Source organism: Herbaspirillum sp. DW155 (assembly GCF_037076565.1).
Classification (GTDB): Bacteria; Pseudomonadota; Gammaproteobacteria; order Burkholderiales; family Burkholderiaceae_D; genus Herbaspirillum.
The window spans coordinates 1,305,931-1,331,660 of the sequence record NZ_AP029028.1; the positions used below are offsets into that span (position 1 = coordinate 1,305,931).

Here is a 25,730-nt window from a genome sequence, read left to right on the forward strand (position 1 = left end):
ATGGCATGCGCTACGACGGCACTGCCGGCGCTGGGCGCGCCAGCGGCTGCGCCCAGGTGCGCGCCGGCCGACTGGCCGGCCTGGCAATCCTGGGCTGCACGCTACATCCAGCCGGACGGGCGGGTGCTGTATTCGAGCCTGCAAGCCAACCACACCACTTCCGAAGGGCAGTCCTACAACCTGCTGCTGGCGCTCATTGCCAATGATCCCGAGCGCTTCGACCAGGTGTGGAACTGGACCCGCAGCAACATGATGGGCGCCGATGCCGTCAACCGCCTGCCCGGCTGGCTGTGGGGGCAGGGTGCCGATGGCAAGTGGCAATTGCAGGATGCCAATTCGGCCTCCGATGCCGATCTGTGGATCGCCTATGCATTGCTGGAAGCGGGCCGCCTGTGGCATCGCCCGACTTATCGCAGCGATGCCCTGAACCTGCTCGACAGCATCGAAGCACGCCTGGTGGTAGCGCTGCCGGGCCTGGGCAAGATGGTGTTGCCGGGGCCGCTGGGCTTCAACCAGAGCAACCAGGCCTGGACGCTCAATCCGAGTTACCTGCCGCTGCCGCTGCTGCGCCGCCTGCAGAAGGAACGGCCCAACGGCCCGTGGCAGCAGATCGCCACCAACACCGTGCGCATGATCCAGGCCACCAGCCCCATGGGCTATGTGGCCGATTGGGTCGGCTACAAGATGACGGCCGTGCAGGCCGGCCAGTTCATGGTCGATCCGGCCAAGGGGGAGCTGGGCAGCTATGACGCCATCCGCGTCTACCTGTGGGCCGGCATGACGCCCGCAGGCGACCCTGAGGCGGCACCGCTGCTGGCGGCCCTGGATGGCATGCGCCAGGCGATCGCGGCCACGGGTGCCGCTCCGGAGAAGGTGAAAGTCACCACCGGCGCCACCGAAGGCCAGGCGCCTTTCGGCTTTGGCGCGGCGCTGCTGCCTTATCTGCAGGCTAAGGGCGAAAGCGTGCTGGCCGCGCAATGGCAGGCCCGCGCCACCCAACAACTGGAAAGCGCACTGGCCCAGCCCAGCACGCAACCCGAAATCCTTTACTACAACGTCATGCTGGGCCTGTTCGGAACCGGATGGGCCGAGAAGCGATACCAGTTCCGCAATGACGGAACACTCAATCTGTCTTGGGAGAAGCCATGCGCACGCGCCGTACCACGTTAGCCCTCGGAGTGCTGGCCGCGCTGCTGGGTGCACCTGCCACCCCGGCCCTGGCCGCCCCCGAGGACATCCAGGCTCAACTGGTGGAGCAGGGCCAGTACTGGCAGGCACGCAACAACAACCAGCGCGCCGCCGAGGTCTGGCAAAAAGTGCTGCAACTGGATCAGGCCCAGGTCAATGCGCTCTATGGCATGGGCCTGATCAGCGTGAAGCAGAACAAGCCGCAGCAGGCCAATGCGTATCTGCAACGCCTGCAGGCGATCTCGCCGGAGCCCTGGCAAGCCCGCCAGCTGATGCAGGACATCGCGCTGGCGCGTCCGGAAAACCAGGCCCTGCTGGCTGAAGCGCGGCGCCTGGCCGATGCCGGCGAGCGCGACCGCGCCACCGAGACCTTCCGCAAGATGTTCAACGGCCTCACGCCCTCCGGCACCATCGGCCGCGAGTACTACAACAACCTCGCCTTCAGCGACGCCGGCTGGCCGGAAGCGCGCAAGGGCATGGAACGCCTGCTGCGCGAAACCCCCGGCGACAACATCCTGGCGCTGTTCTACGGCAAGCAGCTGGCACGCCACGAAGACAGCCGCGTCGAAGGCATCCGCGTGCTCTCGCGCCTGACCAGACAGACCGACATCGCCGGCGACGCCGATGAAAGCTGGCGCCTCGCGCTGACCTGGCTGGGCCCGCCGAAACCGGCGCAGTTCCCGCTGTTCGAAGAATTCCTCAAGACCCATCCGGACGACAAGGACATCCGCGACCTGCTGGCCAGGGGCCGTGCCCAGGTGCCTGGCGCACAGCCGCCCACGGTGCTATCGCGCGGTCTGCAGGCGCTGGAAAAGGGCGACCTGCAGGAAGCCGAGAAGGCTTTCCAGGAAGAGCTGCAGAGCCATCCCGATGAGACCGACGCCCTGGGCGGCATGGGCGTGGTGCGCCAGCAGCAGAACCGTCTGGCCGAAGCTGAACCTCTGCTGGCGCGCGCCGTAGCCAAAGGCGGCAACGGCTGGAAGAAGGCCCTCGACAGCGTGCGCTACTGGCTGCTGATCCAGCGTGCCCGCGAGCTGCAGGCGCGCGGCCAAAGCGCGCCGGCGCAAGAGGCGCTGGCCCAGGCGCTGCGTCTGGACCCCAAGAGTACCGACGGCCTGGTCGCCATCGCCGACATCGAAGCCACGGCCGGCCGCTTTGACGCCGCCACCGCGCATTACCGTCAGGTGCTGGCGCTACAGCCGGGACAGCTGGGCGCCTTGCGCGGCCTGATCAACGTGCTCTCGCAAACCGGCCACGCCGAAGAAGCGCTGCGCCTGCTCGACCAGCTCACCCCGCAGCAGCAGGCCGGATTCGGCGATCAGGGCCGCCTGCGCGCGCTGCGTGCGACCCAGCAGGCCAACCTGGCCGAGCAGCGCGGCGACCTCAATGCCGCGCTGGACGCCATGCGACAAGCCGTGCGCAACGACCCCGACAACGTATGGACCACCTTCGATCTGGCACGCCTGTACGTCAAGGCCGGCCAGGCGCGCCAGGCGCGCGTGACCATCGACGACTTCACCCGCGAGCATCGCGATGACGTCGATGCGCTCTACGCCAGCGCCTTGCTGTCGGTGGAGATGGAGCAATGGCAGGATGCGCTCGACACCCTGCGCCGCATCCCCGACGCACGCCGCACCGCGGCCATGACCGAGCTGACGCGGCAGGTCACGCTGACCATCCAGGTCGGCCATGCGCTCGAACTGACCAAGACCGGCCAGCGCCAGCAAGCGCTGGCCCTGCTGGACCGCGTGCAACCCGAGGCCGCCGGTAGCGCCGAGCGCACCGGCACGCTGGCCTCGGCCTATGTGGATGCCGGTGACACGCCGCGCGCCTTGGCGCTGATGCAGCCGCTGATCGCGCCGCCGGCCCAGCCCGGCGTCGGTACCCGCCTGCAATATGCCGGCATCCTGCTCAAGGCCGGTGAAGATGCACAGGTCTACAGCGTGCTCACGGCCTTGCAGAAGCAGAACATGGACGTGACCACCCGCAAGCAATATGACGATCTGCGCTTCCAGTACCGCGTGCGTCAGGCCGAACGTCTGCGCGAAGGCGGCGACCTGGCGGCCGCCTACGATACGCTCGCCCCTGCGTTGTCGCAGCGGCCCACCGACGTCGGTGCCATCTCGGCGCTGGCGCGCATGTTCAATGCGGCGGGTGACAATGCCCGCGCACTGGCGCTCTACAAGCCGCTGGTCGAGCGCAATCCGCGCGACGTCAACGTCTTGCTGGGCGCGGCCGATACCGCCATGCAGGCGCACGACAACGCCTACGCCGTCACCCTGCTGGAGCAGTTCGGCCAGCTCGACAGCAGCGACCCCACCACCCTGACCGAAGCCGCGCGCATCTATCGTGCCCTGGGCAAGGTGGGTGAAGCCACGGCCCTGCTGCGCAAGGCGGTGGCCATCGAAAATACCGCGCGCCAGCGCAGCCTGGCCGCACAGGGCAATGGCTTCGATCCGGCCATCAATCCCTTCCGTACCCAGCGCCGCCTGCCGGGCAACGACGACCTGGCCGCCATTCCGCCACCGGCCGAGACCCTGCTGCGTCCGGTGGCGCTGGCGGCAGCACCGGCTGCGGCCGATGTATTGCCCGCCCCGGCCACGTCCCGTGCAGCCGCCACGCCGGCAGCACCTGCGGTGGCCTACGGTCAGGCGCTCGGTCCGGTGTTCAGCACGGCCACGCCCGCACCGGCTGCCAATGCACAGGCCGTGCAGCCGTTGCAGGCGGCCACCTCCGCAACCGCGCCCACAGCGCTGCCAGCCACAGCCACGGCAGCCCAGCGCGCCTTGCTGGCGCTGCAAGGGCAGGGGGCGCTGCCGGCCGACAACCTGAGCCCGGCCCAGCGCGCCCTCAACGACATCCTGCAGGCCCGCAGCGCCTACGTCACCCAGGGTGTTGTGGTACGTACCAATTCCGGCGAATCTGGCCTGAGCCGCATCAACGATATCGAAGCCCCGCTGGAAGTGAACATGCCGGTCGGCAATGACCGCGTGGCCGTGCGCGTCACGCCCGTCTCGCTGGATGGCGGTACCCTCAGCGACAACGCCGCCAGCCGCTTTGGCGGCGGCGGTTCCAGCGCCAGCGGCGTGGGCAAGCAAAGCGCCAGCGGTGTGGGCGTGGCGGTGGCCTATGAAAGGCCGGACGATGGCGTCAAGGCCGACATCGGCACGACGCCGACGGGCTTCCGCTATGCCAACGTAGTGGGCGGCGTCAGTGTGGAGCAGCCCATCGCCGGCAGCAGCACCAACCGCTTCGGCGTGACGGTCTCGCGCCGCGCCGTCAACGACAGCATCACCTCCTTTGCCGGCAGCACCGATCCGCGCGTGGGCCGCTCCTGGGGCGGCGTGACCGCCAATGGTGCGCGCGCCGAGATGAGTTCGGATGATGGACAGACCGGTGTGTATGCCTATGGCTCCCTGCACAGCCTGATGGGCCACAACGTGGAATCCAACACGCGCATGGAAGTCGGCGGTGGTGCGTACCAGTATCTGGCCAACAGCAAGGACGAGAAGATGACCGCCGGGGTGTCGGCCACCGTCCTGAGCTACGCCAACAACCAGAACTTCTATACCTACGGCCACGGCGGCTACTTCAGTCCGCAGGCCTATCTTGGACTGGGCGTGCCGGTCACCTGGTCCAGACGCAGCGACCGCTACACCTTCCAGCTCAAGGGCTCGGCCGGGGTGCAGTACTTCCGCCAGGATGGTGCGAATTACTTCCCTACCGATTCCACCCTGCAGAGCTCCAGCGGCAATACCTATGCCGGACAGACCAAGACCGGCCTGGGTTACAGCCTGGAAGGCAGCGGCGAGTACCGCTTCGCCCCGCGCCTGTTCGTGGGTGGCACGCTGCGCCTGAACAATTCGAGCGACTTCCGCGAACTCAACGTCGCCATGTACTTGCGTTACACCCTGGAGGACATGCAGGGCAGCTTCCTGACCCTGCCGGTGAGCCCTTACCGCTCGCCTTACTCCAACTGACCTCCAACTGACCTGATCCTTATTTTTTTGATAGAGAGATTGCCATGGCCGCTGCATCCATTCTCGCTGGTCTGAGTATCCTGGTTCTGGGCGAAAGCCACATGAGCCTGGCCGACCACCTCACCGAACCCCTGAACGCCAAGCTGGTCCAGATGGGCGCCAAGGTCCATTCCATTGGCGCCTGCGGTGCCAGCGCCGGCGACTGGCTGACCACCAAGAAGGTCGACTGCGGCGCCGAGCAGATCAACAACGGCAAGCTGCAGATCAAGGGCCGCGATGCCACCACCACGCCGGTGGCCGAGCTGATCGCCAGGGACAAGCCGGACCTGGTGGTGCTGGTCATCGGCGACACCATGGCCTCCTACGACAAGCCGGACTTCCCCAAGGCCTGGGCCTGGCAAAGCGTGACCAGCCTGACCAAGGCGATTGCCGCCACCGGCACCAAGTGCGCCTGGGTCGGCCCGGCCTGGGGCAAGGCCGGTGGTATGTACCACAAGAACGATGCCCGCACCGAACTGATGTCGCGCTTCCTGGCCGCCAATGTGGCGCCCTGCACCTACATCGATTCGCTGGCCATGTCCAAGCCCGGCCAGTGGATCACCACCGATGGCCAGCACTTCACCGTGGCCGGCTACAAGTCCTGGGGCAGCGCCATCGGCGATGCGCTGGGCAAGCTGCCGGCCTCCGCCGTGAGCGCCAAGGGAGGCAAGTAATGAGCCTGTTGCGTGCACTGGCCGCCACCGCCGTCCTGCTGGGCAGCGCCGGCGCGATGGCGGGCGACATTCCGCTCTATCCGACCGGACCGGCCGAGGATGCCGCCTTCATCCGCTTCATCAATGGCACCAGCGAGCCGCTGCAGGTGGTGGCCCAGAAGGGCCAGCCGCCGCTGAAGCTGGAGGCGGCCAAACCGGTCTCGTCCTTCTTCCCGGTACAGGCCAAGTCCACCATCAAGGGCACTCTGACGGTGGCCGGCAAGAGTCTGGAACTGGGCGTGCAGGCCAAGCCGGGCGAGTTCGCCACGGTGGTGGTGCTGCCCGACGCCAAGGGAATCCGCCAGGTCACCGTGCAGGACAATCCGGATGACTTCAATGGCCTGAAGGCCTCGCTGGCCTTCTTCAATCTCGATGCCTCCTGCGCAGCGGCGGCATTGCGTCCGGCCGGGCGCACTGCCGACCTGTTCAAGGGCGTGGCGCAAGGCGGCCTGCAGCGTCGTTCGATCAATCCGGTCAAGCTGGCGGTGCAACTGGTCTGCGGCGGTGCCAATACCGGCCCGGTGCTGGACCTGGGTGAACTCAAGGCCGGCGAACGCTACAGCGTCCTGCTGCTGCCCTCGGCCAGCGGCCCGCGCCTCCTTGCGGCCACCGACAAGCTGGCCAACTGATCGACTGCCTGACTGCACCCCGCCATGGTCTTTGCCTCGCTTGAATTCCTGACGCTGTTTCTGCCGCTCTTCCTGCTGGTCTATGCCCTGGTGCCGCAACGCCGGCGCAATGGCGTGCTGCTGGCGGGTAGCTGGCTTTTCTATGGCTGGTTGAGCCCGCTGTTCCTCTCGCTGCACGTGGTGCTGACCATCGTGGCCTGGGTCGGCGGGCTGTTCGTCGACCGTGCGCGCGAGCAGGGCGGCCAGCGCCGCCCGGTGCTGCTGATCGCGCTGGTGGTCTTCAACACGGCGGTGCTGGTCTGGTACAAGTACGCCAACATTGTCGCCGCCACCGTCAGCGAGGTGATGCAGCATTACGGGGCTCTGCCGCTGGCCTGGCAGAAGGTGGCGCTGCCGGCGGGGCTGTCCTTCATCGTGCTGCAGGCGATCTCCTATCTGGTGGACGTGCATCGGCGCACGGTGGCGGTGGAGCGCAGCTTCATCAACTACGCCACCTACATTTCCATGTTCGGCCATTCGATTGCGGGCCCCATCATCCGCTATGACTGGGTGCAGCGCGAACTGACGCAGCGCTGGTTCAACCGCGAGAACTTCTCGCTGGGCGCGCGCCGCTTCATGGTCGGCATGGCCATGAAGGTGCTGGTGGCCGACACGCTCTCGCCGCTGGTGGATGCCGCCTTCCATCTCGGAGAGCCGACTTTCGTGGATGCCTGGATCGGCTGCCTGGCCTATTCGATGCAGCTGTTCTTCGATTTCTCCGGCTACAGCGCCATGGCCATCGGCCTGGGTCTGATGCTGGGCTTCCACTTCCCGGAGAACTTCAACCATCCCTACCTGGCCGGCAGCATCCAGGATTTCTGGCGGCGCTGGCACATCTCGCTGTCCAGCTGGCTGCGCGACTATCTCTACATCGGTCTGGGCGGCAACCGTCATGGCGTGTGGAAGACCTATCGCAACCTGTTCCTGACCATGGCCATTGCCGGTCTCTGGCATGGCGGCGACAGCTGGAATTACCTGCTGTGGGGTTCGGCCCACGGCGTGGCGCTGTGCGTGGACCGTGCCTGGTCGCGCTCGTCGCTGCCCGCCATTGCGCCGTGGCTGGCCCATGCCATGACACTGCTGTTCGTGTGCCTGGCCTGGACCTTGTTCCGCGCGCCCGATTTCGCCGCGGCGGCGGCCATGTATGCGGGGCAGTTCGGCCGGCACGGGCTGGGCCTGAGCGATGCGCTGGCCGTGATGCTGCGCCCGGTGCAGGCGCTGGCCGTGTTGCTGGGCCTGTTCTGGATCGTCGTGCCGCTGTGGCAGTCGGCGCTGCAAGCGCGCTGGGGCGAACGCGCCCTGTATCTCTGCTTCGTGCGGGTCTGGCCCATTGCCGCCTTCCTGCTCTCCTTCGCACTGATCGCCAGCCGCGAGACCGTGCCTTTCCTTTACTTCCAGTTCTGAGTCCACGATGAGCACGCCTCCCGTTGCCGCTCCCCACACACACGCTGCACCCGCTGCACCCGCTGAACCCAGCGCGCTGGCGCGCCGTGCCAGCCGCTGGTCCGGCCTGGCGCTGGCCGCCGTGCTGTGCGCGGGATTGCTGTCCTGCGTCTGGCTGGTGCAAGACGGCAAGATCGCGTGGCTGCCCGCCAGCTGCACTCGCGAGGACGCCCTGCACGGCGAGCTGACCCATCAACTGGCCCGGCAGCTTTCCAATGCCTGGCTGCCCGATCAGGCCGCCAAGCTGGAACGTGCCGGCAGCTGGCTGCTGCTGGGCGACACCGGTCCGCGCGTGCGCAGCGGCTGCCCCGGCTGGCTGTTCCTCGCCGAGGAACTGCAGGTCAACCCGCACGCACAGGACAATGCCCTGGCCAAGCGCGCGGCGGTGCTGTCCATCCGTGCCGCGCTGGCCCGGCGCGGCATCGCGCTGCTGGTGGCGGTGGTGCCGGACAAGAGCCGCATTGCCGCCAGCGCCTTGTGTGGCCTCACGCGTCCGGCCGAATTGAATACCCGTGCCGCGCAGTGGGTGGCCGGTCTGCAGCAGGCCGGCGTGACTGCCATCGACCTGGCTCCCACGCTGGCACCGCTGGGCGCGGGCGCCTACCTGCGGACCGATACCCACTGGAACGAGACCGGCGCGCGCGCGGCGGCCCAGCTGATTGCCGGGCGCATCGCCGCGTCCGGCTTCCAGCCCACGCCCCGGCAGGCCTATGCCGCCCAGGCCGGTGCGCTGGCGCGCCGTCCCGGCGATCTGGTACACCTGGCCGGACTGGACTGGCTGCCGCTGCGCTGGCAACCGGCCCCGGAGAACGTGGCTGCCACGGTCTTCACGGAGCTGCCGGCCGCAGGGCAGGGCGGGGCAGCCAAGGGCGGCGATGATCTGGATGACCTGCTGGGCGACAGCCAGTTGCCCAACGTGGCCCTGATCGGGACCTCCTTCTCGCGCAATTCCAACTTCGTCGGCTTCCTGCAGCAGGCGCTGGGCGCAAAGATCGGCAGCTTTGCCAGGGACGGCGGCAAGTTCTCCGGCAGCGCCCGCGAGTACTTCGCCAATCCCGCCTTCACCCAGACCCCGCCCAGGCTGGTGATCTGGGAAATCCCCGAGCGCGACCTGCAGACACCCTACGAACCCATCGCACTGGCGCGTTGAGACATCATTAATCCAAACTTAATGCTGGTTTTAAGGGCATTAACGTTGCATTAATGCAATAAATTATTTCCTTTCCGGCCCATTTTCCTGTGCGCCGGTGTCCGCTTTGCTGGAGGCCGTCCCCCGGGCCTGCTAAACTTGCCGGTCCGCCCACCGACCGGGCAGGACCCAGGCCAGTGCCTGGACAACCTCCACGACAAATTGACAGAAGAATTCGACCCCGCTCCCCTTGCGGACGAGCATGAATCCGGCTCCTTCGAGAGCTACTTCCGCGATCCCTCGCAAGCCGCCGAAGCGCCCCTGGCCTGGGGCCTGGGCCAGCGGCTGGATGTGCTGGACGCGCTGCGCGGCCTGGTCTCCGGTGGCCAGGCCGCGGCGCGCCTGCGCATCTGGATGTTCCTCGAACTGGCGGCCCAGCCGCAGGGCCGCCTGCAGCGCGAAGACCTGAACCAGCTCTTCTATGCCTTGAAGCCCGAGGCCATGGAAGCTGCCCTGAAGCGCCTGCGCGACCTGGGCCTCTTGGTCTGGGACGCCACCGGCCAGGATTACCAGCTCTCGCCCATCGCCCAGCAGGTGCAAGCCCTGCTGGCGCCGCTCACGCGCGCCGTGGGCGAGGATGACGAGATGGCCGCGTTGCTGTCCCAGGTGGCCGGCGCGCAGGCGCTGGGCCTGTCCGACGCCAGCCAGATCCGCCACCTGCATGCGCAGCTGGCGCGCCTGCACGACCAGTTCGCCGATGCCATCGCCAGCGGTTCTGAAGCATTGCTGCGCCAGGCCCAGCCGCGTTTCGAACGCGCCCTGAAACTGGTCAACCGCGCCGGTGAAGCGCTGACCGCGCTGATCCGCAGCGAGCACGCCGACGCCCGCCTGGAACGCGAAGCCCGCGCTCTCGGTAATGGTCAGGCGCGTCTCCTGACCATGGCCAGCCAGTTCACCCGCGCCCTGCAACAGGCCGACCGCCAGCGCGTCACCCTCGGCAGTACCGGTGTGACCAGCTCGGACGTGCGGCGCTGGCTGCAGGCGCATCCGGATTTGTCGGCCTTGATGGGCGAGGCGCTGTCCATCGGCGTGAAGCCGGTCTTCGTCAGCGGCCACGAATTGCTGGACGTGGCCGAAGGCGAATTCGAGCGCGACCGTCCCGATGTGCAGCGTTCGCAAGGATTGCCGCCCCCGGCGCAGGCGGTGGAAGGCAAGATCGAAGCCTTGCGCATGCCCGCTGAACTGGGCGAACTGATCGAACAACTGACGCGCCTGGGCGCCCTGCCGCAAGGGGAGGAGGCCACCGCGCCACAAGCCCAGCCGCTGTCCTCGGTGGTGCTGGGCGGCAGCTTCGGCAAGGCCGCCTATCGCCTGCAATTGCTGCCGCTCTTGGGCGACCCGCAGGCCCGCACCCTGCAGGGACAGACCGGCGACCTGGCGCGCCTGCCGTGGCAGGCCGGCTTCCTGCCGCGTGTCGACCCCATCGATGACCCCGTGGTCGCCGCCATGAGCGCCGGGGCCGTCCATCCTGATCCATCTCCGGAAAGACCGCATGAGTGAGACCCTAGACGAGGCCGGCCTGTTGGCCGCCGAACTGCTGGCGCGCCGCTGGCTGCCCCGCAAGCACCCGCGCGTGCGCCGCGCCCTGGTCGATGCCGACCTGTGGCAAGCCCTGCAGGACCGCCTGACCCAGGTCGGCCTGCGCCTGGTCGACAACATCCACGCCGATCACATCAGCGTGGCCCTGGTGCGTCCGGCCGAGTCCGCCGTCTTCGGCGAGGCCGGCATGAATGCCAACAACAACCTCGATTTGCCGCGCGATGCGATTTCGCTGCTGGTGGTGCTGTGGGCGCTGATCGTGCTGCCCAAGCGCGAACGCCAGTCAGCCCGTGCCGCCGGTGACGAGGGCCAACAGCAGGACGAAATGTTCCAGACCGAAAAGCCCATGCCCACTGCCGCCGAGGTCAGCCCGGTGGTGTCTTACCGTGCACTGCTGGCCGACTTCGGCAACCAGCTCGGCAAGAAGATGCGCATGGATGGCAACCTGCGCCGACTGGAAGCCCACGGCTTCATCGTGCGCCGGGGCGATGACATCGCCGAAGGCCCTTTGCTGGACCTGCTGCTGGACTACGACGCCCTGGCCCCGCGCATCCTCGATGGTGCGCTGGGCGACGTGCTCTCCCGTGCCAGCGCGCGTGACGAAAGCGCAGCGCAAGAGGAACCGGCCGAGGCCGACGCCGAAGCCCCTTCCGAAACCGACGAGGGAGACGCCTGATGTTCCACCTGCAATCACTGGAACTGTTGCAGTGGGACTACTGCCAGCGCCTCACGCTGCCCCTGGACGGGTCCATCATCACCATCGCCGGCCCCAACGGTTCGGGCAAGACCACGCTGCTGGATGCCATGCGCACCCTGCTCGGTCTGGATTGCTCGGGCGGGCGCAGCTACAAGACTTACGCCCGTCACGCCAATGCCGACACCACCTGGCTGCGCGCCACCGTGGACAACCGCCCGCATGGCCGCCAGACCTCGACCCGTCCCTTCGCCCGCAATCTGCTGTATGCGGATCAGGTCACGCTGGCCTGCCGCATCGAGCGCAACGGCGGCGACTGGCAGCGCCGCTATTGCATGAGCGATGGCGATGTCGCCATCGAAACCCTGGCGCAACTGCCCGAGAAGGATTGGCTGGGCCTGGACCACTGGCGCAAGCGTCTGGAAGGCGCCGGCCTCTCGCGCGCAATCGCCCGCGTGCTGGCGCTGGAGCAGGGGCAGACCGACCGCCTGTGCGAATTCTCGCCCAAGGAATTGCTGCGTCTGGTGTTCGAAGTCTTCGGCGATCAGGAAGTGCTGGACCGCTACGAGGAGGCCCGCCGCCATCAGCGTGATCTGGCCGCCGAGGTGACGCTGGCCGAACAGGAACTGGCCTACAGCGAAGCGCAACTGGCCCAGCTCGACAGCCGTGTGACGCTCTATCGTCAATACCAGGGCAAGTTGCGCGAACGTGAAACCCTGGCCACCGAAGTGATCCCGGTGCTGCGCTGGCATGAAGAGCGCCAAACCACCGCCACGCGCCTGCGCGAACTGCATCGCCAGCGCCTGCATCACAATCATCTGCGCCGCCAGCGCAGCAGCGACACCCTGCAGTTGTCGGCCCTGCTGACACAGCAGCAAGCCGCGCGCGACAAGGTGGCCGCGCTGGAGCGCGACAAGGCCGAGGCTCAGCAAGCCCAGCAAAAGGCGCGCGACGCCGAAAAGCCGGTGGAAGAACTGGTCAAGCAGGCCGATGAACTGCTGGCGCTGTCGGCCGTGGAAGGCGACGCCACCCAATTGCTGGCGCGTGTGGACGAACTGGAACAGCAGAAGAACACCCTGCACGACCGCTGGCGCGATCTGGAACAACAACGCAAGGACGCCAGCGGCGCGCTGGAGCGCCTGACCGGTCAGCACCAGGCACCGCGTCCGGGCGACGTGCAGCAGTTCACGCGGGCGCTGCGTCAGGCGGGCATCGCCCATCATCTGCTGGCCGATGTGATCGAGATTGCCGACGACCAGTGGCGTGCCGCCGCCGAAGGCGTGCTGCGCGCTTCCTGCTGGGTGGTGGTGCTGGACGATCCCAAGGATGAAGCCGCCGCCATGGCCCTGGCCGAGCGCGAGCGCTATCGCCATTACGTGGTGGCCGATGCCGCCACCGCCACCACGCAGCCACCGGCAGACAGTCTCTTGGCGGTGCTGCGTTTCTCGGCCAAGGCGCCGTCCTGGCTGCTGCGCCAGCTGGCGCAGATCCGCTGCGTGGCCGATACCGCCGAAGGCGCGCGCAGCGGCGGCGAATGGATCACCCCGCAAGCCTACTGGCGCGATGGCCGGGGCGGGCGCAGTGTGTGGCGCGATCCGGGCGATTACCAGTTCGGTGCGGCCGCACTGGCGGCGCGTCAGGCGTCGATCCAAAAACGTCTGGCCGCTTTGGATGAGCAACTGACCGATGTCGTGCTCAAGCAGAGCGACATCAAGCGCCAGCTCGACGCCGCCAAGAAAGCCACCGAAGGCCACCTCGCCGCAGAGGCGCTGGCGAGGCGAAGTGAAGAGTTCGAGCAGGCGCGGCGACAGTTGCCGGCGCTGCGCGAGGCGCGCGCCGCTGCAAGTGAACGCTGGAGCCAGTTGGACGCCCAACATGCCGACGCCATCGAACAGCGCACCATCCTCGACGGCAAGCACGATGCGCTGCAACGCCGCCTGCGCGACAGCGAAGGCGACCTGGCCGGGCAGGAGCGCGACTGGCGCGCTCGTCACGATGAACAGCGGGCCCGTGCCCTGGCCTCGCGCGCCCAGAAGAGCCGCTTCCCGGCGCGCTGGATCGCCAACGATGCGGTGCAGGCGCTCTACGAGAAATACAGCAACGCCAAGCAGGCCGAGCTGCGCATGGCCTCGGTGGAAAACGAACTGGAAACCGGCCAGTGGGAAAAGGACGGCACGGTCGAAGACAAGCACCTCATCATGCAGGGCACGGTGGGCAACCAGCGCAACGAGCTGGACTCGCGCAAGATCAGCAATGCCCAGGCCGAGGAAGCCGTGGGCAATGCGCGCGAGCGCTACATCGACGTGCTGCGCGCCACGGTGCGCCGCTATCGCAAGAACATCGTCGACCTCGGCGCCTTGGCCGGGGTGGTGGTCAGTGCCGACCTGCCGCATCTGGACAATGACGACGCCATCCTGCGCCAGGCCGAACTGAAGGTCAGCTTCAACTTCGACGGCAAGGGCGAGATCGGGCTCAATGACGGCGAGGCCTCCGGTGGCCAGCAGGTCATCAAGTCGCTGATCCTGCTGGTGGGCTTGTTGAAAGACGACGACATGCCGGGCGGTTTCGTCTTCATCGACGAACCCTTCGCCCACCTGGACGTGCGCAACATCCAGCTGGTCGGCAACTTCCTCAAATCGACCCGCGCACAGTACGTGCTGACCACGCCGATCACGCACAACGTCGAAGTCTTCGAGCCGGCCGACGTCACCCTGGTGACCTCCAAGAAACCGCGTGAGGCCCGCTGGGCACCGCCCATCGGCGTGCTGCAGCGGCGCTTGCGGCTGGATGCCTGAGGCGGCAGTCCGTGAACACCTTGACCGACACCCCGCGCGGCCGCAACAGCCGTGAGTTGCAGGCGGCGGTCAAGGTGCCGTCGGTGCTGCCCCTGCTGGATGCCGACGAGCGCACGGTCCTCTTGCGCTGGCTGTGCGGCGAGGCTGCCACTCTCCGTTCGTCCTGAGTAGCGGCGCAGCCGCGTATCGAAGGCGCTGTGGCGTATCAGCCTCGGAGCGCCTTCGATACGGCCCTGACGGGCCTACTCAGTCCGAACGGTTATTGAGTGTTGTGGGAAGCAATCCTCAAACCACAAGGGCGCCATCGAGGCAGGAGCACTTTGCTGGCACTGCCACCTCCCGTTCTTCCTGAGTAGCGGCATCGCCGCGTATCGAAGGCGCTATGGCGCATCAGCCTCGGAGCGCCTTCGATACGGCCCTGACGGGCCTACTCAGTCCGAACGGTTGTTGAGTTTTATGCGGAGCGATCCTCAGACCACAAGGGCGCTAGCGAGCCTGTAGCACTTTGCTGGCACTGCCACCTCCCGTTCGTCCTGAGTAGCGGCATCGCCGCGTATCGAAGGCGCTATGGCGTATCAGCTTCGGAGCGCCTTCGATACGGCCCTGACGGGCCTACTCAGTCCGAACGGTTGTTGAGTTTTATGCGGAGCGATCCTCAGACCACAAGGGCGCCATCGAGGCTGTAGCACTTTGCCTGCACTGCCACCCACCGTTCGTCCTGAGTAGCGGCGCAGCCGCGTATCGAAGGCGCTATGGCGTATCAGCTTCGGAGCGCCTTCGATACGGCCCTGACGGGCCTACTCAGTCCGAACGGTTGTCGAGTGTTGTGGGATGCGATCCTCAAACCACAAGGGCGCCATCGAGGCAGGAGCACTTTGCTGGCACTGCCACCTCCCGTTCTTCCTGAGTAGCGGCATCGCCGCGTATCGAAGGCGCTATGGCGCATCAGCCTCGGAGCGCCTTCGATACGGCCCTGACGGGCCTACTCAGTCCGAACGGTTGTTGAGTTTTATGCGGAGCGATCCTCAGACCACAAGGGCGCCAGCGAGCCTGTAGCACTTTGCTGGCACTGCCACTCCCCGTTCGTCCTGAGTAGCGGCGTAGCCGCGTATCGAAGGCGCGCCGGCGTATCAGGCCCCGCAGCTCCCGCCATCAGACCACTTCGGTCAGGAACTGCACCACCGCCTGCGTAAAAGCGCGCGGCTGCTGCTGGCTGGAGATGTGAGCCGCATCAAACTCCACATACAGCGCACCGGGAATGGTGGCACGCATGAACTGCGCATCGGCCGGTGGCGTCGGGATGTCGCCACTGCCGGCGATGATCAGCGTAGGCGCGCGGATGCCGGCAATGGCGTCGCGCAGATCATTGTCGCGCACGGCGGCGCACGCCCCGGCATAGCCTTCGGCGGGCGTGGCCAGTAGCATGGCGGTCAATGCCTGGACCTGCTGCGGATGCTGCCCGGCATACTCGGGCGTGAGCCAGCGCGAGACCACGGCGGCCGCGATGGCAGGGAGACCATCGCGCTGCACGGTCTCGATGCGGCTGTTCCAGGCCTCGGCCGTGCCGATCTTGGCGCCCGTGTTGCAGAGGATGAGTTTGTTCACGCGCTCGGGGTGATGCACCGCCAGCCACATGAAGGTGCTGCCGCCCATGGAAAGACCGCAGAAGTGCGCTCGTGCAATCTCCAGGTGGTCGAGCAGGGCGATCACGTCGCTGCCCAGCTGGGCGATGGTGTAGGGACCGGGCGTGACCCCGGACTGGCCGTGGCCGCGCGTGTCGTAGCGCAGCACGCGGAAGTGCTTGCTCAGTTCGGCAATCTGCGGCTCCCACATTGCCAGCGAGGTGCCCAGCGAATTGGACAGCACCAGCACCGGCAAGGCCGCATCGCCGTCGAGCTGGTAATGCAATTTGATTCCGTTCAGTGTTGCAAATGGCATGGAGAAATCCTTGGCGCGCCCCACGCGACGGTGGGTGCGGGCATGTGTGAATCAAAAAGCTTCAGCTACGCCGCTCATCCGCCAATCTGCGCGATGGCCGAGGGATGCTGGGTCAGCGGAGTGACCGAAATGGTCATGAAGGGGTAGAGCGGCAGCGCCGACAGGATGTTGTGCAGTTCGTCGTTGCCCGAGACGTTGAAGATGCTCACGTTGGCATACTGCCCCACCACGCGCCACAGATCGCGCCACTTGCCTTCGCGCTGCAGTTTTTGCGACATCTCCTTCTCATCCTTCTTCAACTGGTCGGCCACGGCCTTGTCCAGCGTGGCGGGAATGTTGACCTGCATTTGAACCATGAACAGCATGATGTGATCTCCGTTGTCGTAATGGGTGGGGTCTTGTGTTGTTCGATAAACGAACATAAATCCTTTATTCGCACAGCCGAGTTTAGGCGCGTGCGCAACGCACTGTCAACTTGGGCAGACGATCCGGCGCTTCAGTCACGCCGTTCAGGCATCGGGAAACCGGTCGCCGGGAAGGAACTGGTCTCGATGTCCAGCCAGGCCGGATGCTCGGCGTACATGTCGGCCACCAGTTGCTTGATGGCCGCGATGTACCAGGCATTGTCGTTGATGCGATGGGTCAGGATGATGGGCGAGGTGGCGCGCGCATCGTCGATCAGGCGGTAGTGCAGGTCATTGCGCAGCCGCGCCGAGGCCGGGATCAGGCACAGCCCCGATTCGGCCGCCACCAGGCCCAGCGCGGTCTGGATCTCGCGCACCTCATGCACTTCGGCCGGGTGGATGTCCTGATCGTTGAGCAGGCTCAGGATGTGGTCGGCAAAGCTGGGACGCGGTTCCTTGGGATAGACGATCAGCTTCTGCCCATGCACTTCCTTCAGGCTCACGCGCTTTTGGCTGGCCGCCAGCGGGAAGGCCGGCGGGATCGCCAGCACCAGTCTTTCCTCACGCAGCACGGTGCGCGCCACGGTGGCGTCGTTGCTGCGGATACGACCGAAGCCGATGTCGATGCGGCCCGACTTGAGCGCGGCAAACTGCTGCATCGAGGTCAGTTCCAGCAACTGGATGTCCACCTCCGGGTAATGCTGGCGCAGCTTGCGCACCAGCATCGGCAGGCCGCCATAGAGCGTCGAGGCGACGAAGCCGATGGAGAGCGTCTGGCGCTGATTCAGCCCGATCTGCTGGGTGGCGTTCTTGAGTTGCTCCAGGCGATTGAGGATTTGCAGGGCCTGCTCGTAGAACACCCGGCCGGCCTCCGTCAGGCGCAGCGGACGGCTATTGCGCAGGATCAGTTGCACGCCCAGCTCTTCTTCCAGCAACTGGATCTGGCGCGACAGCGGCGGTTGCGCAATGTGCAGTTGCTCGGAGGCGCGCGTGAAGTTGCGCGTATTGGCGACGGCCACGAAGTATTTCAGTTGTCTGATGTCCATGGCCAAAAATCATATCGCAAGGGAAATAAGGATGTCTAATGCTTTGATTTTTATGGTGTTGCACTGCAACTATATAAAAAAGGTATGAAACTAGACGTATTTGGTGTTGGCAATGGCAGGGCTTCCCGGTGTTCAATGCAGTCCATGGAACCTCAAGCACACCTTCACACTGCGGCCCCGGCGCTGATCGACCGGGTGGAGACCTTTCTGGTCGATCTGCCGACGATCCGGCCCCATCAGTTGTCCATGGCGACGATGAATGGGCAGACGCTGATGCTGGTGCGTCTGTACTGTTCGGACGGCACCATCGGCGTGGGCGAGGGCACCACCATCGGTGGTCTGGCCTACGGCGCCGAGTCGCCCGAGGGCATGAAGCTGGCCATCGATACCTATTTCGCGCCGCTGCTGCTGGGCGCCGACGCCAGCCTGATCCCGGCCATCATGGCGCGCCTGAACAAGGCCATTCAAGACAATCGCTTCGCCAAGTGCGCCATCGAGACGGCGCTCTTCGATGCCCTGGGCCAGCGCACCGGCCTGCCGGTGTCGCAGCTGCTGGGCGGGCGCGCCCGCGAAAGCCTGCCGGTTGCCTGGACCCTCGCTTCGGGCGATACCGCCAAGGACATCGACGAAGCCGAGCGCATGCTGGCCGCGCGCCGCCACAAGATCTTCAAGCTCAAGATCGGCCGCCGCGAGGTTGATGCCGACGTCGCCCACGTGGCCGCCATCAAGAAGGCGCTGGGTGACCGTGGTTCGGTGCGGGTGGATGTGAACATGGCCTGGAGCGAACTGGAAGCCCAGCGCGGTCTGGCCGGTCTGGTCGATGCCGGCTGCGAACTGGTGGAGCAGCCCGTGGCCTCGCCCCAGGCGCTGGCACGGCTCAAGGGCAGGCATCCCATTGCGGTCATGGCCGATGAATCCCTGACCGGTCCTGCCTCGGCCTTTGCACTGGCACGCATCGGTGGCGCTGATGTGTTCGCCATCAAGATCGAACAATCGGGCGGCCTGCGTGCGGCCCAGCAGGTGGCCGCCATCGGTGATGCGGCCGGCATCGAACTGTATGGCGGCACCATGCTGGAAGGCGCCATCGGTACCATTGCCTCGGCCCATGCCTTCGCCACTTTCCGTGAGTTGCAGTGGGGCACCGAACTGTTCGGACCGCTGCTGCTGACCGAGGAAATCCTGGCCGAGCCTTTGCGCTATCAGGATTTCGAACTGGCCATTCCCAATCGCCCCGGCCTGGGCATCGTGCTGGATGAAGAGCGTGTGCAATACTTCCGGCGCGACCGCAAGCAAGGGGCGACAGTGACAGCAGCGAGGCCGGCCACCCTGGCCGGATAAAACAAGAAACGCACTTCCCCGATCAACAACATCCCATTAGGAGACATGACATGGCAGCCAAGATTTTCAGCACCCCCGAAGTCCAGGATTTCCTGCGTCTGGCCAGCGGCCTCGATACCGAAGGCGGCAGCCCGCGCACCAAGCAGATCGTCCATCGCATCCTCTCGGACCTGTTCAAGACCATCGAAGACCTGGAGATCACCTCCGACGAATACTGGGCCGGCGTGGCCTACATCAACCGCCTGGGCACCGCCAGCGAAGCCGGTCTGCTCTCGCCGGGCCTGGGTCTGGACCGCTTCCTGGACATGCGCATGGATGCCGAAGACGCCGCGCTGGGCATCACCGGCGGCACCCCGCGCACCATCGAAGGTCCGCTGTATGTGGCCGGTGCGCCGGTGGAGCAGGGCTTTGCGCGACTGGATGACGGCAGCGAAAAATCCGGCAAGACCATCATCATGCACGGCACCGTCTACGGCGCCGATGGCAAGCCCGTGCCGGGCGCGCAGGTGGAAGTCTGGCACGCCAACACCAAGGGCTTCTATTCGCACTTCGATCCGACCGGCGAGCAAAAGCCCTTCAACATGCGTCGCACCATCATCACCGATGCCCAGGGCCGCTACAAATTCCGCAGCATCATGCCGGCCGCCTATGGCTGCCCGCCGGCCGGTCCCACCCAGGCACTGCTGAACCAGCTGGGCCGCCACGGCAACCGTCCGGCGCACATCCACTTCTTCGTCACTGCCGACGGCCATCGCAAGCTGACCACCCAGATCAACATCGAAGGCGATCCGCTGATCTATGACGACTTCGCCTACGCCACCCGCGAAGGTCTGGTGCCGCCGCTGGTCGAGCGCACCGATGCGGCCAGCATCAAGGCCGAAGGCCTCGAAGCTCCGTTTGCCGAGATCGTCTTCGACATCGCCCTGACCGCACTGGTCAATGGTGCCGACAACCAGGTGGTCGACCGCCCGCGCCTGGCCGCCTGATCCCCTGATGGTCCAGCGCCAGCGCTGCTGGCGCACTGGTCTGCCCCATCCCTGCCGCATGCACTGCCGCGATGGCCGCCATCGCGGCCGGTGGGCTGCACCCTGGAGAAACCTCACATGAACACTCTCGCCGCCGACAAGTACGACGCGCTTGAACGTCTGCTCGACACCGCCCTGGACGAGGACGCCACCAACGGCATCTTCCGCTGCCGCCGCGACATCTTCACCAACCCCGACCTGTTCGAACTGGAGATGAAGCACCTGTTCGAATCGAACTGGGTCTACCTGGCCCATGAGAGCCAGGTCCCCGAGATCAACGATTACTACAGCACCTGGATCGGCCGCCAGCCGGTCGTGGTCACCCGCGACAAGAACGGTGAGCTGCACGCGGTCATCAATGCCTGCGCCCACAAGGGCGCCATGCTGTGCCGTCGCAAGCATGGCAACAAGAGCAGCTTCACCTGCCCCTTCCATGGCTGGACCTTTTCCAACACGGGCAAGCTGTTGAAGGTCAAGGACGAGAAGACCACCGAATATCCGGTCTCCTTCAACAAGAATGGCTCGCACGATCTGACCCGCGTGGCGCGCTTCCAGAACTATCGCGGCTTCCTCTTCGGCAGCCTGTCGGAAGACGTGCTGCCGCTGGAAGAGTATCTGGGCGAGACCCGCATCATCATCGACCAGATCGTCGACCAGGCGCCCAATGGTCTGGAAGTCCTGCGTGGCAATTCCAGCTACCTCTATGACGGCAACTGGAAGATGCAGATGGAAAATGGTTGCGATGGTTACCATGTCAGTTCCGTGCACTGGAACTACGCGGCCACCATGAGCCGCCGCAAGGAAGGCGGCACCAAGGCCACCGACGCCAACAACTGGAGCAAGGCGGTGGCCGGCGTCTACGGTTTCGAGAATGGCCACATCCTCCTGTGGACCAACACGCTCAATCCGGAAGTGCGCCCGATCTGGAACCAGCGCGAAGAACTGGCCGCCCGCGTGGGCCAGGCGCGCGCCGATACCATCGTGGCGCAGACGCGCAACCTGTGCCTCTACCCCAACGTGTTCCTGATGGACCAGTTCGGCACGCAGATCCGCGTGGCCCGTCCCATCAGCGTGGACCAGACCGAGATCAGCATCTTCTGCTTCGGCCCCAAGGGCGAGAGCGATGAAGACCGCCGCGTGCGCATCCGTCAGTACGAGGATTTCTTCAACGTCTCCGGCATGGGCACCGCCGACGATCTGGAAGAATTCCGCGCCTGCCAGGCCGGCTATGCCGGTTCAACGGTGCGCTACAACGACATGAGCCGGGGCGCGCCGCTGTGGAAGCAGGGCCCGGACGAGAATGCGAAGAAGATGGGCATGAATCCCAAACTGAGCGGTGAGCGCAGCGAAGACGAAGGCCTCTTCGTCTGCCAGCACCACTACTGGACCGAGCAGATGCGCAAGGCCGTCAGCAAGGAACGCGCCGCCGCACAGGAAGGAGCCGCAGCATGAGCCAGCCCATTGCAACCGATACCGTCTGCGCCTTTCTCTACCGCGAGGCGCGTTACCTCGACGAACGCCAGTGGGAATCCTGGCTGGAACTATACGCCCCGGACGTCGAATACTGGATGCCGGCCTGGGACGACGATGACCAGCTCACCGAAGACCCGCAGCGCGAGATTTCGCTGATGTATTACGCCAATCGCGATGGACTGGAAGACCGCGTATTTCGCATCAAGACCGAACGCTCCAGCGCCTCCATGCCGGAGCCGCGCACCAGTCACATGATCGCCAACGTGGAGATACTGGATGAGTCCGATGACGTGGTGGAGGTGCGCTACAACTTCCACACCCTGTCGCACCGCTACAGGATCACCGACCAGTTCTTCGGCACCGCGCTGGTGAGCTTGCGCAAGGTAGAGGGCGGTTTCCAGATCGCCCGTAAGAAAATCATGCTGAAGAACGACTACATCCGCCAGGTCATCGACGTCTATCACGTCTGACCGGCCCGCAGGAGACATGACATGAGCAGCTATCGCATCGCCCTCAATTTTGAAGACGGGGTGACCCGCATCATCGAGTGCGGCGCCCGGGAAAAAGTCCTGGACGCCGCCTTCCGCCAGCGCATCAACCTGCCCATGGATTGTTCCGATGGCGTGTGCGGTACCTGCAAGTGCCGCGCCGAGAGCGGAGAGTACGACCTGGGCGACGACTACATCGATGATGCACTGAGCAGCGATGAAGCCGGACAAGGGATGGTGCTGACCTGCCAGATGATCCCGCAATCCGATTGCGTGGTCGCCGTGCCGGTGGCCTCCACCGCCTGCAAGACCGGCAGCGCCAGGTTCAACGGCAAGGTGGCCGGGGTCACCGCCTTCGGTGAGGCGGCCTTCGAACTGGTGCTGGAGGTGGCGGCCGACGCCCCGGCTTTCCTGCCGGGGCAATACGTCAACATCACCGTGCCGGGCAGCGGCCAGCATCGCTCGTATTCGTTCAGCTCGCCCTCGGGTGCCACGCGCATGCGCTTTCTCATCAAGAACGTGCCGGGTGGCCTGATGAGCGGCTGGCTGCGCAAGGCCGGCAACGGCGACGCGCTGGAGATGACCGGTCCGCTGGGCAGTTTTTACCTGCGCCCGGTCAACAAGCCCGTGCTGATGCTGGCCGGTGGTACCGGGTTGGCGCCTTTCCTGGCGATGTTGGAGGAGATGGTGCAACAGGATGTGCAGCAACCGGTCCACCTGATCTATGGCGTGACGCGCGATCAGGATCTGGTCTTGGTGGATCGTCTTGAAGATCTGGCGAAGCGCTTGCCCGGTTTCAGCTTCACCACCTGTGTGGCCGATGCCGCGACCACCCATCCTCGCCAGGGCTACGTGACCCAGCACATGCCGGCCGAGGTGTTGCACGATGGCGCGGTCGATGTCTACCTGTGCGGTCCGCCGCCGATGGTGGAGGCGGTGCAGAAGCACTTCCAGTCACAAGGCATCGTGCCGGCCAGCTTCCATTACGAGAAGTTCGTCACCAGCCAGCCGGTGGCGGTGGCGGCATGAGCACTCGCTTCAGCGGCAAGGTCGCCGTGGTCACAGGCGCGGCCCAGGGCATCCTGCGTGGCGTGGCCTTGGGCATTGCGCAAGAAGGCGGGCAGGTGCTGCTGGTGGACCGCGCCGAATTCATCCATGAAGTGGCGGCGGAACTGCCGCAAGGGCGCGGGACCGGCTTCATCGCCGATCTCGAAACCTACGCCGGTGCGCACGCCGCGATGGCGCGGGCGATGCAGCTGCATGGCCGCATCGACCTGCTGATCAATGGCGTGGGTGGCGCCATCCGCATGCGACCCTTTGCCGAATTCGAAGCCGCGCAGATTGATGCCGAAATCCGCCGCTCGCTCATGCCCACGCTCTATGGCTGTCATGCCGTGTTGCCGCACATGCTGCAGCAAGGCCGGGGCACCATCGTCAACGTCTCTTCCAATGCCACGCGCGGTATTCGTCGCGTGCCGTACTCGGCGGCCAAGGGCGGGGTCAATGCCCTGACCACCGCACTGGCGATGGAGTACGGCGAGCAGGGCATCCGCGTGGTGGCCACCGCGCCCGGCGGCACCCAGGCGCCACCGCGCCGCGTGCCGCGCAACGCCGAGGGCGACAGCGCACAGGAGCAGGCATGGATGCAGGAGGCCGTGCAGCAGGTCACCGGGTCCAACTTCTTCAAACGCTACGGCACGCTGGAAGAGCAGATCGCGCCGATTCTCTTTATCGCCTCCGATGAAGCCAGCTACATCACCGGCGCCGTGTTGCCGGTGGCCGGCGGCGACAACGGCTGAGGCCCCATTTCATCGAACGGAGACACCATGTCTGAACGCCAGGCCATCATTCCCAAGGGAATGGAAGAGGTCTACGAAAAAATCGGCTATGCCCCCGGTGTGCTGGTGGGTGATGTGCTGTACGTGTCCGGCCAGATCGGGCGCGGTCCCGACATGAAACTGGTCGAGCCGCGCGAAGCCCAGATCGTGCAAGCCTTCGAGAACCTCAAGCATGTGCTGGAGACCGCAGGTGGCACGCTGGACGATATCGTCGATCTCTCCACCTTCCACACCGACATGCGCGACCTGCCGCTGTTCATCAAGGTGCGCCAACGCTATCTGACCAGTTACCCGCTGCCGGCCTGGACCGCCACCGGCGCCCACATGCTCGGGGGCGGACCGGGTTACATCATCGAAATCAAGGCGGTGGCGCATCTGCGCAAGAAGGGAACCACACCAGCCTGACACGCAAGCAGGACCAATGATCCGTCCGCGCAAACAGCAAGCAGACCATAACAGCGCAGTCGACGGAAGACTACCCACACCAAGGAGGAGGAGACCCCATGAAAACCCAGGAAGTGAGCCAACTCATCGATGGCGCGCGTTTTACGCAATTCCACTGGATGGTGATGTGCCTGTGCGCATTGCTGCTGGTGTTCGACGGCTATGACCTGTTCATCTACGGTGCCGTGCTGCCGGTGCTGATGAAGGAGTGGACGCTCTCGCCGGTGCAGGCCGGCGCCCTGGGCAGCTATGCGCTCTTCGGCATGATGTTCGGTGCCTTCGTCTTCGGTCCGCTGGCTGACCGCATCGGCCGCAAGAAGGGCGTGGCGATCAGCTTCGTGCTCTTCAGCGTTTCCACTTTCCTGAGCGGCTTTGCCACGTCGCCCACGGAGTTTGGCATCTTCCGCTTCGCCGCTGGCCTGGGCTGCGGCGGCCTCATGCCCAATGCGGTGGCGCTGATGAATGAATACGCACCGAAACGTCTGCGCAGCACTCTGGTGGCCATCATGTTCAGCGGTTACTCGCTGGGCGGCGTGCTGTGCGCGGGGCTGGGCATCTGGATGCTGCCCAACTTCGGCTGGCAATCGATGTTCTTCGCTGCTGCCGTGCCGCTGGTGCTGCTGCCGGTGATCCTGTGGAAGCTGCCGGAATCGGTCGGCTTCCTGCTACGCGCCGGCAAACAAGAGCAGGCCCGCGCCATGCTGGCACAGGTCGCTCCGCAAGCTGTCCCCGGCGCCGATGTGCAACTGGTGCAGGGCGACGCCAAGCCGTCCGGTGCACCCATGCTGGAACTGTTCAAGCAGGACCGCACGGTGGGCACGCTGATGATCTGGATCGCCTTCTTCTGCTGCCTCCTGATGGTCTATGCGCTCGGCTCCTGGCTGCCCAAACTCATGGCCAGCGCCGGCTACAGCCTGGGCTCCTCGCTGTCCTTCCTGCTGGCGCTCAACTTCGGCGGCGTGGTCGGTGCCATCGGCGGTGGCTGGCTGGGAGACCGTTTCAGCTTGCCCAAGGTGGTGGTCAGCTTCTTCGCCGTCGGCACGGTGGCCATCGCCCTGCTGGGCTACAACAGTCCTACGCCGGTGCTGTACCTGCTCATCATCGTGGCCGGCGCCACCACCATCGGCACGCAGATCCTGCTGTATGCCAACACCGCCCAGTTCTATCCGCTGGCGATCCGTTCCACCGGCCTGGGCTGGGCCTCGGGAGTGGGGCGCTCGGGGGCCATCGTGGGTCCGCTGCTGGGCGGCGCGCTGATGGCGGCGGCCTTGCCACTGACGATGAATTTCCTGGTCTTCGCCATTCCGGGTCTGGTGGCGGCGCTGGCCTTCGGCATCTTCCTGCTACGCTATCGCCATGCTCAGCGCAGCGCACCTGAGACGGTCAGCGTGACGGCCGCACCGGTCTCGCGCAGCGTCTGACATCGCGGTCGGGTCAGGCCAGTGGGGCGCCTGGGGGAGCAATCCGCCAGGCGCCGGGTCTTTTGTG

21 protein-coding genes are annotated in these 25,730 nt (G+C 65.7%); 18 read left to right on the top strand and 3 right to left on the bottom strand.

All coding sequences use genetic code 11. From position 1 onward, the window contains the following. The 10 genes from bcsZ (at position 1) to AACH55_RS05955 (ending at position 14,415) form a co-directional block, all read left to right on the top strand. Positions 1-1,170, top strand: a complete 1,170-nt coding sequence (gene bcsZ, locus AACH55_RS05910; RefSeq protein WP_338718491.1) for a cellulose synthase complex periplasmic endoglucanase BcsZ — start codon at positions 1-3, stop codon at positions 1,168-1,170. After that, positions 1,146-5,168, top strand: a complete 4,023-nt coding sequence (locus AACH55_RS05915; RefSeq protein WP_338718492.1) for a cellulose synthase subunit BcsC-related outer membrane protein — start codon at positions 1,146-1,148, stop codon at positions 5,166-5,168. Before bcsZ ends, AACH55_RS05915 begins: the two co-directional genes overlap by 25 nt. A gap of 44 nt (positions 5,169-5,212) precedes the next feature. After that, entirely contained in the window at positions 5,213-5,881 is a 669-nt protein-coding gene (locus tag AACH55_RS05920; RefSeq protein ID WP_338718493.1) for an SGNH/GDSL hydrolase family protein, read from the top strand. Then, the gene (locus AACH55_RS05925) at positions 5,881-6,549 is read left to right on the top strand and encodes an alginate O-acetyltransferase AlgF (protein ID WP_338718494.1); all 669 of its coding nucleotides are present in this window, start codon (positions 5,881-5,883) and stop codon (positions 6,547-6,549) included. Before AACH55_RS05920 ends, AACH55_RS05925 begins: the two co-directional genes overlap by 1 nt. Positions 6,550-6,573: 24 nt before the next feature. After that, the gene (locus AACH55_RS05930) at positions 6,574-7,992 is read left to right on the top strand and encodes an MBOAT family O-acyltransferase (protein WP_338718495.1); all 1,419 of its coding nucleotides are present in this window, start codon (positions 6,574-6,576) and stop codon (positions 7,990-7,992) included. A gap of 7 nt (positions 7,993-7,999) precedes the next feature. Next, entirely contained in the window at positions 8,000-9,181 is a 1,182-nt protein-coding gene (locus AACH55_RS05935; protein WP_338718496.1) for a cell division protein FtsQ, read from the top strand. A gap of 201 nt (positions 9,182-9,382) precedes the next feature. Next, positions 9,383-10,720, top strand: coding sequence for a hypothetical protein (locus tag AACH55_RS05940; RefSeq protein WP_338718497.1), 1,338 nt, complete (start codon positions 9,383-9,385; stop codon positions 10,718-10,720). Continuing rightward, a complete protein-coding gene (locus tag AACH55_RS05945; protein WP_338718498.1) occupies positions 10,713-11,435 on the top strand; it encodes a hypothetical protein in 723 nt (240 codons plus the stop codon). The genes AACH55_RS05940 and AACH55_RS05945 overlap by 8 nt, the downstream gene beginning before the upstream one ends. Beyond that, a complete protein-coding gene (locus tag AACH55_RS05950) occupies positions 11,435-14,248 on the top strand; it encodes an ATP-binding protein (protein ID WP_338718500.1) in 2,814 nt (937 codons plus the stop codon). Before AACH55_RS05945 ends, AACH55_RS05950 begins: the two co-directional genes overlap by 1 nt. Before the next feature lie 11 nt (positions 14,249-14,259). Further along, complete coding sequence (locus tag AACH55_RS05955; RefSeq protein ID WP_338718501.1) at positions 14,260-14,415, top strand: hypothetical protein; 156 nt, start codon at positions 14,260-14,262, stop codon at positions 14,413-14,415. 985 nt (positions 14,416-15,400) lie between these two features. On the opposite strand, the gene pcaD is transcribed toward AACH55_RS05955, so the two are convergent. The 3 genes from pcaD to AACH55_RS05970 all read right to left on the bottom strand — a co-directional run bounded on the left by pcaD (position 15,401) and on the right by AACH55_RS05970 (position 17,636). Continuing rightward, the gene (pcaD, locus tag AACH55_RS05960; protein ID WP_338718503.1) at positions 15,401-16,186 is read right to left on the bottom strand and encodes a 3-oxoadipate enol-lactonase; all 786 of its coding nucleotides are present in this window, start codon (positions 16,184-16,186) and stop codon (positions 15,401-15,403) included. A 74-nt stretch (positions 16,187-16,260) separates the two neighbouring features. Then, positions 16,261-16,551 carry a muconolactone Delta-isomerase gene (catC, locus tag AACH55_RS05965; protein ID WP_338718504.1) on the bottom strand — a complete coding sequence of 97 codons (291 nt, stop codon included), beginning with the start codon at positions 16,549-16,551 and terminating at the stop codon, positions 16,261-16,263. Between the two features lie 131 nt (positions 16,552-16,682). Next, positions 16,683-17,636 (bottom strand): LysR family transcriptional regulator, encoded by a 954-nt coding sequence (locus AACH55_RS05970; protein WP_338718505.1) that lies wholly within the window; start codon positions 17,634-17,636, stop codon positions 16,683-16,685. A gap of 144 nt (positions 17,637-17,780) precedes the next feature. Between AACH55_RS05970 and AACH55_RS05975 the strand changes: the two genes are divergently transcribed. From AACH55_RS05975 to AACH55_RS06010, 8 genes are all read left to right on the top strand, one after another. Further along, positions 17,781-18,974, top strand: a complete 1,194-nt coding sequence (locus AACH55_RS05975) for a muconate/chloromuconate family cycloisomerase (protein ID WP_338718506.1) — start codon at positions 17,781-17,783, stop codon at positions 18,972-18,974. Positions 18,975-19,024: 50 nt separating this feature from the next. Further along, on the top strand, positions 19,025-19,960 hold the full coding sequence (gene catA, locus AACH55_RS05980) for a catechol 1,2-dioxygenase (protein WP_338718507.1): 936 nt from the start codon (positions 19,025-19,027) through the stop codon (positions 19,958-19,960). Positions 19,961-20,077: 117 nt separating this feature from the next. After that, the gene (locus tag AACH55_RS05985) at positions 20,078-21,451 is read left to right on the top strand and encodes a Rieske 2Fe-2S domain-containing protein (RefSeq protein WP_338718509.1); all 1,374 of its coding nucleotides are present in this window, start codon (positions 20,078-20,080) and stop codon (positions 21,449-21,451) included. Then, positions 21,448-21,942: a benzoate 1,2-dioxygenase small subunit gene (gene benB, locus AACH55_RS05990; protein ID WP_338718511.1), complete on the top strand. Its 495-nt coding sequence runs from the start codon at positions 21,448-21,450 to the stop codon at positions 21,940-21,942. Before AACH55_RS05985 ends, benB begins: the two co-directional genes overlap by 4 nt. Before the next feature lie 21 nt (positions 21,943-21,963). Beyond that, the gene (gene benC / locus AACH55_RS05995; protein ID WP_338718512.1) at positions 21,964-22,989 is read left to right on the top strand and encodes a benzoate 1,2-dioxygenase electron transfer component BenC; all 1,026 of its coding nucleotides are present in this window, start codon (positions 21,964-21,966) and stop codon (positions 22,987-22,989) included. Beyond that, positions 22,986-23,759, top strand: a complete 774-nt coding sequence (benD, locus tag AACH55_RS06000) for a benzoate diol dehydrogenase BenD (protein WP_338718513.1) — start codon at positions 22,986-22,988, stop codon at positions 23,757-23,759. Before benC ends, benD begins: the two co-directional genes overlap by 4 nt. Positions 23,760-23,786: 27 nt before the next feature. Then, positions 23,787-24,203, top strand: coding sequence for a RidA family protein (locus tag AACH55_RS06005; RefSeq protein ID WP_338718515.1), 417 nt, complete (start codon positions 23,787-23,789; stop codon positions 24,201-24,203). A gap of 98 nt (positions 24,204-24,301) precedes the next feature. Then, positions 24,302-25,663 (top strand): aromatic acid/H+ symport family MFS transporter, encoded by a 1,362-nt coding sequence (locus tag AACH55_RS06010; protein WP_338718516.1) that lies wholly within the window; start codon positions 24,302-24,304, stop codon positions 25,661-25,663. Positions 25,664-25,730 lie beyond the last annotated feature (67 nt).